The 12,170-nt window shown below is 60.5% G+C and carries 10 protein-coding genes; 4 read left to right on the forward strand and 6 right to left on the reverse strand.

Going from position 1 to position 12,170, the window contains the following annotated elements:
• Positions 1-10 precede the first annotated feature (10 nt).
• Positions 11-808, reverse strand: a complete 798-nt coding sequence (locus ACIP8I_RS05125; RefSeq protein WP_400759226.1) for an SDR family NAD(P)-dependent oxidoreductase — start codon at positions 806-808, stop codon at positions 11-13.
• Positions 805-1,827, reverse strand: a complete 1,023-nt coding sequence (locus ACIP8I_RS05130) for an aldo/keto reductase (protein ID WP_400759228.1) — start codon at positions 1,825-1,827, stop codon at positions 805-807. Before ACIP8I_RS05130 ends, ACIP8I_RS05125 begins: the two co-directional genes overlap by 4 nt.
• A gap of 112 nt (positions 1,828-1,939) precedes the next feature.
• On the opposite strand from ACIP8I_RS05130, the gene ACIP8I_RS05135 reads away from it, so the two are divergent.
• On the forward strand, positions 1,940-2,902 hold the full coding sequence (locus ACIP8I_RS05135; RefSeq protein ID WP_400759230.1) for a LysR substrate-binding domain-containing protein: 963 nt from the start codon (positions 1,940-1,942) through the stop codon (positions 2,900-2,902).
• Positions 2,903-3,459: 557 nt separating this feature from the next.
• A complete protein-coding gene (locus ACIP8I_RS05140; protein WP_400759232.1) occupies positions 3,460-4,119 on the forward strand; it encodes a methyltransferase family protein in 660 nt (219 codons plus the stop codon).
• A gap of 105 nt (positions 4,120-4,224) precedes the next feature.
• On the opposite strand, the gene ACIP8I_RS05145 is transcribed toward ACIP8I_RS05140, so the two are convergent.
• Complete coding sequence (locus ACIP8I_RS05145) at positions 4,225-4,893, reverse strand: HAD-IA family hydrolase (RefSeq protein ID WP_400759234.1); 669 nt, start codon at positions 4,891-4,893, stop codon at positions 4,225-4,227.
• 78 nt (positions 4,894-4,971) lie between these two features.
• Complete coding sequence (locus tag ACIP8I_RS05150; RefSeq protein WP_007965948.1) at positions 4,972-5,385, reverse strand: response regulator; 414 nt, start codon at positions 5,383-5,385, stop codon at positions 4,972-4,974.
• A gap of 199 nt (positions 5,386-5,584) precedes the next feature.
• Here ACIP8I_RS05150 and ACIP8I_RS05155 point away from each other — a divergent pair, with 199 nt between their 5' ends.
• Together ACIP8I_RS05155 and ACIP8I_RS05160 are read left to right on the forward strand one after the other, a co-directional pair.
• Positions 5,585-6,526, forward strand: coding sequence for a class I SAM-dependent methyltransferase (locus ACIP8I_RS05155; protein ID WP_400759237.1), 942 nt, complete (start codon positions 5,585-5,587; stop codon positions 6,524-6,526).
• Between the two features lie 188 nt (positions 6,527-6,714).
• The gene (locus ACIP8I_RS05160) at positions 6,715-11,085 is read left to right on the forward strand and encodes a hypothetical protein (RefSeq protein WP_400759239.1); all 4,371 of its coding nucleotides are present in this window, start codon (positions 6,715-6,717) and stop codon (positions 11,083-11,085) included.
• 168 nt (positions 11,086-11,253) lie between these two features.
• Here the strand turns inward: ACIP8I_RS05160 and ACIP8I_RS05165 are convergent, their stop codons facing one another.
• Together ACIP8I_RS05165 and ACIP8I_RS05170 are read right to left on the reverse strand one after the other, a co-directional pair.
• A complete protein-coding gene (locus ACIP8I_RS05165; protein ID WP_400759241.1) occupies positions 11,254-11,613 on the reverse strand; it encodes a DUF6124 family protein in 360 nt (119 codons plus the stop codon).
• Positions 11,614-11,748: 135 nt separating this feature from the next.
• Positions 11,749-12,120: a DUF6124 family protein gene (locus tag ACIP8I_RS05170; RefSeq protein WP_400759242.1), complete on the reverse strand. Its 372-nt coding sequence runs from the start codon at positions 12,118-12,120 to the stop codon at positions 11,749-11,751.
• Positions 12,121-12,170 lie beyond the last annotated feature (50 nt).

Raw genomic sequence — 12,170 nt, forward strand, 5'->3', positions numbered from 1 at the left:
AGATTCGGGTTCAGATCGCCATGCTGTCGACCACGCCGCCATCGACCCGCAGGGCCGCGCCGGTGGTCGCCGAGGACAGCGGCGAAGCGATGTAGGTGACCAGATGCGCGACTTCTTCGACATCCGCCACGCGCTGGATGATCGAGGTCGGGCGGGCCTTCTGCACAAAGGCATCGGCTTCATCGCGCAGGCTGCGGCCGGATTCGGCAGCGGCGTCCTTGAGCATCTGCTCCAGGCCATCGGTGAAGGTCGGCCCCGGCAGGATCGCATTGACCGTGACGCCAGTGCCAGCCAGACGCTTGGCCAGACCATGGGACACCGCCAGATTGGCGCTTTTGGTCACACCATAGTTGAGCATGTCGGCCGGCGTCGCCACGCCGGATTCCGAAGACAGGAAAATGATCCGCCCCCAACCCTGCTCGACCATCGCCGGCGCGTAATGCCGCGACAGGCGCACGCCGGAAATCACGTTGACCTCGTAGAAACGCGTCCACTCGCTGTCCGGGGTGTCGAAAAAATCCACCGCATCGAAAATGCCGAGATTGTTCACCAGAATGTCGGCGCGCGGCTCGGCGGCGAACAGTTTTTCCGCGCCTTCGGCGGTGCCCAGATCCGCCGTCAGACCGCGCAATTGTGCAGCCGGCACCTTCTGCCGAATGATCGCCAGCGCCTGTTCGACCTTGGCCGTGTCCCGACCGATCACCACCACTGTGGCGCCGGCTTCGGCCAGCGACTGGCTGATGCCCAGACCAATGCCCGCGGTGCTGCCGCTGACGATTGCAAGTTTTCCACTCAGATCTATTTTCATGCTTTCACCTCATCGATTGGCAACGGTGCACGTTCGGACACCAGTTTTGCGTCACGCATGGCCTGCCAGAAACCGGCGGGAATCAGCGCCGACAATGCCGCGACATCTTCAGCAATGCGCCCCGGTTTGCTCGCACCCGGAATCACCGCAGCAACGGCGGGATTGGCCAGAGAGAATTGCAGGGCTGCCGCTTTTACATCGACGTTAAACGTAGCGGCAATGCGTTTGATCTGCTCGACCCTGGCGATGATCTGCGGGCTGGCCTTCTGGTATTCGAAGTGCGCGCCGCCGGCCAGAATCCCGGAACTGTACGGGCCGCCGACCACGATCTCGACGTTCTGCGCCAGCGCCGCGTCCATCAGACGTTGTAGCGCACGGTCGTGATCGAGCAAGGTGTAACGCCCGGCGAGCAGGAAACCATCCGGTTGCGCTTCCGTCAGATCGAGGGTCAGTTCGCACGGCTCGACCTTGTTCACACCCAGACCCCAACCCTTGATCACGCCTTCTTCACGCAGCCGGGTCAGCACTTTGAAAGCGCCGGTGCGGGCCTGATTGAAGTACTCCAGCCATTGATCGCCGTAGAAATCCTGAGCGATGTCGTGGACCCAGACGATGTCCAGGCGATCGGTCTGCAGGCGTTTGAGACTGTCTTCGATCGAGCGCAGCGTGGCGTCGGCGCTGTAATCATTGACGATTTTGTTCGGCCGACCGTGTTCGAACACCCCGCTTTTTTCGCCCAGATCACGGGCGGCGGCGTCTTCGACTTCATCGAGAATCACCCGGCCGACTTTGCTGCTGAGCACGTAGTCATCGCGCTGGTACTGCTTGAGCGCCTCGCCGAGACGGATTTCCGAAAGCCCCGAGCCATAAAACGGTGCGGTGTCGAAGTAGCGCACACCGGCATCCCACGCGGCGTGCACGGTGGCTTGCGCTTCGTCTTCGGGGATGGCTCGGAACATGTTACCCAGTGGCGCGGTGCCGAAGCCCAGTTGGCCGGGCAATTTGTCTTTCAAGCTCATTGCGTTGTCCTCATAGGTGTCTGGTCTGTATGACCGTTGAGCAGATCCTAGATTGCCGGACTTAGACCGTCCAAGACATAATGCGCAGCACTTGAGTCCCCAAAGGTCTGACATGATCGACATCCGCCAATTGCGCTACTTCGTTGCCGTCGCCGAAGAAGAACACGTCGGCCGCGCGGCCGAACGACTGCATATTTCCCAGTCGCCGCTGAGCCGGCAGATCGCCCAGCTTGAAGAGCGCCTGGGCCTGACCCTGTTCGAGCGCAGTCAGCAACGCATCCGCCTGACCCGCGACGGCCAGACCTTTCTTGCCGAAACCCGCGCCCTGCTGACCCACGCCAGTCGCCTGGAATCCCTCGGCAAACGCCTGGGTCGCGGCGAAGAAGGCGGTTTGTGCATTGGGTACAGCGAGAACGCCATGCACGCCGGGGTGCTGCCCAATGCCCTGCGGGTGTTGCGGGTGGATCGGCCGAATGTGCACGTCGCGTTGTACAACCTGAGCTCTGCTGAACAACTCGAAGGCCTGCGTCAGCGTAGTCTCGATATCGCTTTGGTGAGTGAACCGCCGACCGATGACGATCCGGACCTGCTGGGGTTTCAGGTGCTCGACGATCCGATGTTGCTGGCGCTGCCGGAACAGCATCCGCTGGCCCGTCAGGCCGAGTTGCGTCCGCAGGATCTGGCGGGGCAGGAATGGATCGGCGTGCAAGCGCGTCAGGGCGCGGGCGACGAGTTCGTCAGTGCCTGCATTCGCGCGGGATTCACTCCCGATGTGCGCATGCAGGCCACCGAGCCGTTCACCGCGCTGGGGCTGGTGGCATCGGGGCTGGGGATCGCGATGATCCAGAAAGGCCTGAGCCACAACGCCCCGCCCGGGGTTGTGCTGCGCGAAGTGCCGTGGCTGGCGTTCACCACACCGCTGTGGGCGGCGTGGCACCGGATCAATTTGCGGCCATTGGTGGAGACGTTTCGCAAAGTCCTGACGGACCCAACCCCTTCTGACCAATCCACTCGCGCCAGTGGGGGGCAGCCTGCTGGCGATGGCGGTGGCAGAGTCGGCATCACTGTGGACTGACAATCCGCTTTCGCGAGCAGGCTCGCTCCCACCGGTACAGCGGTGACGGCGTAATTTGTGCCTGGCGCAAATCCCTGTGGGAGCTGGCTTGCCAGCGATGGCGTTGGCTCAGCCACATCCTTGCTAGCTGACACACCGCTATCGCTGGCAAGCCAGCTCCCACAATGGAATGGCGGTGTACCCGGTCTCTGCAGGGAGCACAAAACCTGTGGGAGCTTGCCTGCAAGCGATGGCGGCGGGTCAGTCACATCCTTGCTAGCTGACACATCGCTATCGCTGGCAAGCCAGCTCCCTCAGGTACAGCGGTGACGGCGTAATTTGTGCCTGGCGCAAATCCCTGTGGGAGCTGGCTTGCCAGCGATGGCGTTGGCATGTCCGGCATCGCTGTCGACTGACAGTCCGCTTTCGCGAGCAGGCTCGCTCCTACAGGTCTGGGGGGATTTCCGATTTCGGTTCGGCCCCGCCCTTTGTCAAAAGATCGCAGCCTGCGGCAGCTCCTACAGGGAGGTGGCCGCGGATCTACACTGAGCAGATCAGCAATGTGCCGTGAGGTGCCCATGAAAATGTCTGCGCAAATGACCGTGGTCGCGGTGCTGGCCACCCTTGCCTATCTGGGGCTGGCGGTGTGGGGCATTGGCGGGCCGGCGGTGTTCTTTTCGCATGGGGCGCTGGTGCTGGTAGCGCTGGCCACGGTGCTGATGGTGCTGGCGTCGTTGTTCACCGATGTGAACATGAGCTCGGGCGAGCGCGAGGACCGAGCCAATCGCTGGGTGATTCCGGCGTTCGCGGTGATTGGTCTGCTCAGCGGTTTTCTCCCGGCGTACTGCGATCGCATCGACTTCTGGACCTTCGGCGCTGAAGGCGTGCGTTGGCTCGGCGCGTTGCTGTTTATCGCCGGTGGCGCGCTGCGGCTGTGGCCGGTGTTTGTGCTGGGCCGGCGGTTCAGCGGTTTGGTGGCGATTCAGCCGGGGCATCGCTTGGTCACCGACGGCATCTACACACGCCTGCGCAATCCGAGCTATCTGGGGCTGGTGGTCAATGCCGTGGGCTGGGCGCTGGCGTTTCGTTCCAGCGTCGGGTTGATGCTGGCGGCGCTGACGTTGATCCCGCTGATCGCGCGTATTCACTCGGAAGAGGCGCTGCTGCGCGGGCAGTTTGGTGCGGAGTACGAGGCTTATTGCGCGCGTAGCTGGCGGCTTCTGCCGGGAATCTATTGATGCCCGTGTAGGAGCTGCCGCAGGCTGCGATCTTTTGATCTTGCTTTTGAAAATCAAAGTCAAAAGATCGCAGCCTTCGGCAGCTCCTACACGGGCGGCGTTGTGTCAGGTTTTTTGCAGGTGCAGTTGATTTTGGCTATCGAGGGTGACGCTTAGCGACTCATAGCTGTCGGTAGTCGCGTGGCGGGTTTCGAGCGGATGCTGGTGCGTCGTGGTGATGATCATCAGCGCTGCACCCGCCGCTTCCGCGGCCTGGATACCGACAGTGGCGTCTTCAAAGATCAGACAGTCAGCAGGCTCGATCCCAAGGCGTTTCGCCGCCAGACGGTAACCCGCCGGATCAGGCTTGCCAGCGGTCACATCCTCAGCCGTAATCATCACCGCAGGCTCTGCAATGCCCGCCGCCGCCATCCGCCGCAACGCCAGAGCCCGTGGCGCGGAGGTCACCATGGCCCAGCGTTCGGCAGGCAGGCTGGCGAGAAACGCCGCCGCCCCGGGAATCTGCACGATCCCTTCCACGTCGTCGATTTCCGCCTGCGCGATAAACGCCGCTTGCGCCTCGGCGTCTACCCCCGGCAGGTTCAGGCGGCGGATGGTGTCGATGGCGCGAGCACCGTGAATGGTCGGCAGGAAGCTCTCGACATCAACCCCGTGCCGCTCGGCCCACGCGGCCCAGACCCGCTCGGCAGCGGCGATGGAGTTGAGGACGGTGCCGTCCATGTCGAACAGGAACGCGCCGAACGCGCGGTCGAAGACGTTATCGTGAGCAGACAAAAGTCGCATCCTTTGACAGAACTGGGCGGATTGGCCGGGCAATGTAGCATTTTTGCCCGGCCATTCGTCCCGAATGGCTCAGTGCAGACGCGCGGCCTTGGACTTGAACGCGCTGTCGACACAGTCGAGCAACTGGCCGATGGCCCAGGGCTTCTTGATGAACGCCACCGGGTGCTTGACCCCGGAAGTCTCCGGGGTTTCATAACCGGACATGACCATCACCGGTTTGTCCGGCCAGCGCTCGCCGACCAGGTTGGCCAGCCCTGCCCCGTTGATTTCACCGGGCATGGTGATATCGGTCAGCAGCAACGCGACATCCGACGCATGCTTTTCCAGATACAGCTTGGCTGCATCCGCACTGGTTTGCGGCTCGACCTTGAAACCTTCCTCCTGAAGAATTTCGCAGAGAAACTCCAGAATCAACGGGTCGTCCTCAACCACCAGAATCAACCCGCCAGGAAGGAGCGCGCTCGGTGTCGGTGTTGGACTCATGAACTGGCACTCCCTGAATTGCATTAACGACTTAGCGGCTTGAATCCGCTGCTTATCTGGTATGAGCAGCGCGCCCTGCATAAATTCATTTTTGATACAGGTCTTTTCTTAACAGTCCTGATCAGCCTGCGCCGACGAGCGTTCGTCAGGTGGTTTTTGTGGTTAAAATGCCGGCCCTTTTGCTTGCCGACCATGACTGATGAACCCTGAAGCCCTCGCCACCCTCCGCGCCCATCTGCTGCCTGCAATCGCTGCGGCACCGAGCGAAACCCGCCGCCTGTTCCATGGCCGTGGGCGTTGCTGGCCAGGGCTGGAACAGTTGACGGTGGACTGGCTGCAAGGCGTGGTGCTGGTCTCGCTGTTCAAGGAGCCGCTGCCGGAGCAACTCGAAGCGCTCAAGCAATTGCTGCTCGACCTCAGCACCTCAGCCGAATGGCAACAGTGCGGCGCCCACACCTTGCTGCTGCAACATCGGTATTTGCCACAAAGCACCGCCGAATGGCTGCTGGGCAATGAAATCGACGAGATGAGCATCGTCGAGGGCGGCTTGCAGTACCGCGTCGACCTGGGCCGCAAGCAGAACGCCGGGCTGTTTCTCGACATGCGTTACGGGCGCAACTGGGTGCGTGAACAAGCGGCGGGCAAACGCGTGCTGAACCTGTTCGCCTACACCTGCGGGTTTTCCGTGGCGGCCATCGAAGGTGGCGCCAGCCATGTGGTCAACCTCGACATGTCCCGCGCGGCCCTGAGCCGTGGTCGCGACAATCACCGCTTGAACGGACATGACCTGAGCAAGGTGAGTTTCCTCGGCCACGACCTGTTCAAGTCGTGGGGCAAGGTGATCAACAGCGGCCCGTACGACCTGGTGATCATCGACCCGCCGTCGTTCCAGAAGGGCAGTTTTCTGCTGACCAAGGATTACCAGCGCGTGCTGCGCCGTTTGCCGGAATTGCTCACGGCGGACGGCACGGTGCTGGCGTGCATGAATGATCCGTCGTTTGGTTCGGACTTTTTGATTGATGGCGTAATGCAGGAAGCGCCGAGTCTGCGCTTTGAGCAGCGGCTGGAGAACCCGCCGGAGTTTGCGGATGTTGATCCCGAGAGCGGTCTTAAAGCGCTCGTCTTCAAACGCCTCGATTGACGTTACCTCCCGGGAACACCGCGGCCCCGCGTGGGAGCCAAGTGGTCTGGGAGGGAAATCGGTGATCACGTCGTGACCGCTACCACTCGTCACAAACACGCCCCTACCTGTCAGATCTGACAGTAGCCAAATCCCCCCGCTTGATCGCTCAATCACTCCACCGCCCCCCTTCGGCAGGAGTTCCCGTCATGCTGGTCCAACCCAAAAAGGCCATCGGTACACGCGCGCTGCTCGACCCCGAAATCCCCGGCGCCAAGTTGCTACCGGACGGCAAGTGGGCCATCAACCGCGCCGCCGCACTGCTCAATTTTCCGGCTCTGGGCCTGAAGGTGCAGCTCCCGGTCTGGTCGAACAAAGATCTGGGCGACAAGGTCGAGCTGCTGCTCAACAACGTTCCGGTCGACCAGCAAACCGTTACCCAGCCGGCCGAGCAGACCCAGCGCACCACCCTGTTCGTCGCACCGGGCCGCTTTCAGACCGGCGCCTGGGAGCTGGCCTATCGGGTGACACGAGTCGCTCAACAGCCGGAGCCTTTTGCTCCACCGCTCCAACTCGCGGTCAAACTGGAAATCCCCGCCGGCCAGGACACCAACCCAGAGCAGGGCCACTCCAACCTGCACATGGCTTTCAGGCCACCGGAAATTGTTCAGGACGGTGTCGACAAGGACACCGCCGAAAAAGGTGTGGACATTGTGGTGAATGCCGTACCCGGCAGTGGCTCCAACCTGCCTTATCCCGACATCGCCGTGGGCGACGTGATCATCGCGAGCTGGGGCGGCAAGCTGGTGGCGTCGGCGCCGGTCACTCAAGCGCAGATCGACGACCCGCTGAATAACCCGATCGTCATCCATATCAGTAAAGACATCATCCTGGCGGCGGGTGATTCCGGGAACGAAGGGCTGGCGGTTTCATTCTTTGTCAGAGACTTTGTCGACAACGACTCCGAGGACTGGTGCAAGGAAGCGCGCATTGTCGTCGACACCGGCAACTCGCGGCTGGATGCGCCGATTCTCAAACAGGCTGACGGCAACGAACTCGACCTCGACCAGTTAGGCAATGAACAATTGCTGCTCCAGGTCTTTGCTGCATCGTCCGACGACTTCAAACTCGGCGACATCATCATCATGCACTTGCAGGGCACCACCCTCGACGGCGACCCCGTGGCGGTCGACGCTCGCCAGCGCGTCGACAAAAATCCACCGCTTGTGGTCGAGGTGCCGATGGACAACGACGGTGCCCGGGCACTGGCAAAAACCCAGGGGGTGTTTTTCTTCGATCTGGAACGTGACGGCCGCATCATTCAACGCTCCAGAGGCCGCTTCATCAACATGAAGGGCGAACCCAAACGCCTGGCCGCCCCCATCGTCGAAAGCGCCGTGAGCGGTGCGCTGGATCCGGACCTGGCGAACGTGATCGTACGCATCCCCTACGATCCGCTGATTACCCCGGACAACGCCATCGAACTGCTCTGGAGCATCACCCTGGCGGACGGCACCGTTTTCGAACCCGAACTGGACTGGATCTTTCCGACTGAGGATGAGGCCAGTAACCCCGGCGGTTTCCCCGCCACCGTTCGAGGCCCCGACTACCTGAAACCCGGCGAAGGCGGCACCCTGAAGGTGTCGTACAACCTGCTCAGCGAAGGCGAGAACGACGAGGTCATTCGCCGGCCTTCCCTGCCCGCCGCGCCGCTGAACATCGGCGAGCCCAGGCTTGAGCTGGTTCCGCCCATCCTGCTCGGTGAACAGGACGGTGCGCTGGAACCCAAGGACCTGCCCAACGGCATCAGCGAAGTCACCTGCCCCAACCCGGTGAACAATCCGACCCTGCCCAAGGATGGGGTGCACTGGCAATTGCATGATGCGTCGAACAAGTTGCTGTTCGAAGACCACAAGACACTCAATGCCCTGAGCGCCGGCAAAGACGTTAAATTTCCGCTCAACGCCGCGTTTGTGCAGCAGTACTTTGAAGCCCGTCGCGGTGAACAGTTGAGTGTGCGCTACCACATCGTTCGGGAGGCGACGGGCAAGATCAGTTATTCGAATCCGTTGGTTTTTGTCGTCGGGGAAGTGGTGGAATTGGTACCACCAACTATTGACTCGGTGAAGGGTTTACCTGGCGAGGTGGAAATCCCGGATGGCGGTACGACTGTCGACACCATGGTCAAGCTGTCAGGGGCCGGGGCCAAAGGACAGAAAGTCCAGATCAAGGATGGCACCACCGTCAAAGGTACGGCTGACGTCGATCCACAGCGTGGTGACTGGGAGTTGGCGGTGACGGACTTGAGCCTGGGTGACCACCGTTTCACCGCCATCGCTCTGTATGGAAATGAGCAGGTATCGGATCCGTGGGTCGTGGTCGTGACGGCCCCCCTCGCCCCGACCGTACGCGGTCAGACCGGCAACACCTTCAAGCCGACTCTGCCTGAAATCGTGGTGCTGATCCCCGGGGCAAGCCTGCTCCACGATGACAAACTGAGCGTGCAATGGACAGGCGCCACTGCGGCAGCCGGCGGCTCCCACACCAGCCCGCTGCAACTGGTCAGCGAAGGGCTGCAGATCACGGTGCCGCTGTCGGTGTTGGCCTTCAGCCTCGGCAAAACCGTCACCGTGACGTACACCGTCATCCGCAGCGCTGTGCCTCGTACCTCGTTGCCGCTGTTGTTGAATATCGAAGCCCTGCCGGACTCAAGCTTGATCCTGCCGGTGATTCTGGACGCCGACAACAACGGCGCCGGTCCACAGTTCGATGTGAGTAAATTGACCGCTAATGCCACCTATCGCATGGGCGTCTGGCCGTTGATTGCCACAGGCCAATATGTCTGGCTGCGTCTGAAAGGGACGAACACGGATGGCAGCGACTACAACCTGCAGATCCATACGGCACCAGGCTCAATGGTCAGCACTCAGTGGCTCGATCAAGGCTATTACGAGCGGAGCATCGCCCTTGCAGGCTTGAGAAACCTCAAGGATGGCAGCACGCTGAGGATGGAATTCAAGGCAGCGTTCGGCAAGAGCACGAATGAAAGCGAGGCAGTGGTTTTCCCTGTGCGCACTTACATGATCAAAGCATTTGAAGATGTGCGGCCAGCAATTACCGGATCGAAAGACTCTAAAGAAGTAGCAATTGCCGAAGGCGCAATCACCGTTGATACCCAAGTCAAGCTTGAAGGAACCGGCGCCAAAGGGCAGAAAGTCCAGATCAAGGATGCCAATACCGTCAAAGGCGAAGCCACGGTTAACCTGACGACCGGCCTGTGGGAGTTGACCATGACAGGCTTGAGCTTGGCCGCTCACAGCTTCACCGCCACTGCGCTGTATGGCATTGGGCAGGTATCCACGCCGTGGACGTTGACGGTGACGGCCAATACCGCACTGACCATCACCTCAGTAAAAGATCAGAGCAACTGGAGCATTCCCGATAACGGTCATACCGTGCACACCAGCGTCACACTCACCGGCTCCGCGCCTATCGGCCAGAAGGTGGAAGTTTTCCTCGGCACGATCTCCAAGGGCTTCGCGGAAGCTGGACCCGACGGGATCTGGACCCATACCGTCAGCGAGTTAGCGCTGAACGTGCTGCACTCCTTAAAGGCCGTTGGCCAATACGCGAACAACCCGACGTCTAACCTCTGGCGTTTGACGGCGTTGAATGGCGTGGCGCCGGCCATCACCGCCGCGCATGATTCCAACGGGCAGCCGATCAATAATGGTGGCAACACTGTTGACCGCACTGTTCATCTGACGGGGACGGCGAATACCTTTCTTGAGGTGGAGATTTTCGACGGTGCCACCTCCACTGGCAAAAAGGACAGGGCCGATGACAAAGGTGAATGGACGGTTGAGCTGACGGGGCTGTCGATCGCACGCCATGATTACAAGGCCAAGGCGTTGTATGGCAGCGGGACCGAGTCGGAGGTGTGGGCGTTGACCGTGACGGACAGCGCTGCACCGATTTTCGTCGACCCTTCGACCATGTTTCTTCGCGGGGTGCGACTGATCAATGACTACGGATGGGCTCGAAAGCCTGAAACGGAGTCAGTGCGTCGGCGTGAGGCAACCGGCGGCGTCCCGCCCTATAAGTACACATCGACGGTTCCAGCCATCGCAAGCGTAACCGATGACGGGATAGTGACCGGCCTCCGGGAGGGGTCGACTGTCATATGGGTGAGAGACCAAAATGGCGCCCAAGCACAATTCCACGTCCAATGCAGCGAAATAACAATATACAAGGTAGTGAAGTCGTCGACCCCCGTGCCCGGAACCTACGCAGCGATTTCTGGATGGATAGCCTCAGTCCGAGGAGTGACGAATGAGTTTCTCATCCGCACATTGATGAATCACTTCAGTATCGAATACCCAGACGCTAGTGTTGTATTGAATCCATCCGAGCCACACGCCCCATGGCCGTACTGGGCTTATTACTTCCACTCCCCGGACTCCGACATCATTCGCGTCATATCTGCGGTATCTCCTGAAAATAAACGCTTCGACTCCTCTTCAATACTCTCGCCCCCCGAACGAGTCTCCGGATACGTCCTCGCGTTAGTCCCTGTCTGACAGGCCTCAAGGCCACTGATTATGAACAGGAAGAGGACGGATTCATTTGATGGCAATTGCGAGCAGGCTCACCACTACAAGGGATCTTTGCCGGGCACATAACCTGTGACCAACGCAGATCCCCTGTAGGCCTTCGCCTGCTCGCGATGAGGCCAGACCTATCAGCGCCTATTCCTTTGGCACAGCATTATCCAACGCCTGATTCACCGCCAACTCTCCCAGCATCACCACCTGCGCAATGCCCAACGCCGTATTACGACCCGGCCCCTCCAGCGTCCCGGCGAAGTCACCGAGCATGACCGTGGCTGAGGCCAGGGATTCGCAGGCGTTGGCCAGCAGCGATTCGGTGTCGGTTTGCGGGTTGACCAGGAACATGCTGCTGGGGGTGTAGGGGGTTGCCATGATGTTTGCGGGTGCGAGGTAGTGGTCTAGGGCGCGTTCGGCGGCTTCGTGGAGTTTTCTGGAGTTGCGGGATTCGTAGGGTGATACCGATTCTGTGATCGGCGGATTGGTTGGGGTTTCGGGCATCAGCTGGAACTCCGATCAAGGTACTTTGAATGAATTACTCACTGTAGGAACTGCCGCAGGCTGCGATCTTTTGATCTTGAAAAACAAAATCAAAAGGTCGCAGCCTGCGGCAGCTCCTACACGGGGACCGAGCAGTTAGTTCGGGATGCGGCGGCCGTCCAGTACCCGGTTGACCATCAGTTCACTGAGCATGATCACCTGATGCAGCATCAACATCGCCCGGCGCTGTGAGTGGTCGACGGTGTCGCCGATATCGCGGGCCATGTCGCTGGCGGCGGCCAGCGATTCGCAGGCTTCGACGAGCAAGGTTTCTTCGTCCACGGTGGGGTCGATGAGGAAGATTCTGTTCGACTGGCGTGACGAGGCTGTAGGGATCGAAATCTTCAGTGCGCCGGGGTTGAGGTAGAAGTTGATGGCGCGGTCGGTTGCCGCTTTTATCTTCTGCGGGTCGAGGGCTGGGTCGTACGGGATCGAGGTGTCCGGGGGGTTGGGTGTGGCTTTGAACATAAATGAAACTCCAATTTGAACAATAGGAGCCATCACCCTCGCTACCAAAC

Source organism: Pseudomonas sp. NPDC088414 (assembly GCF_044753325.1).
Taxonomy (GTDB): domain Bacteria; phylum Pseudomonadota; class Gammaproteobacteria; order Pseudomonadales; family Pseudomonadaceae; genus Aquipseudomonas.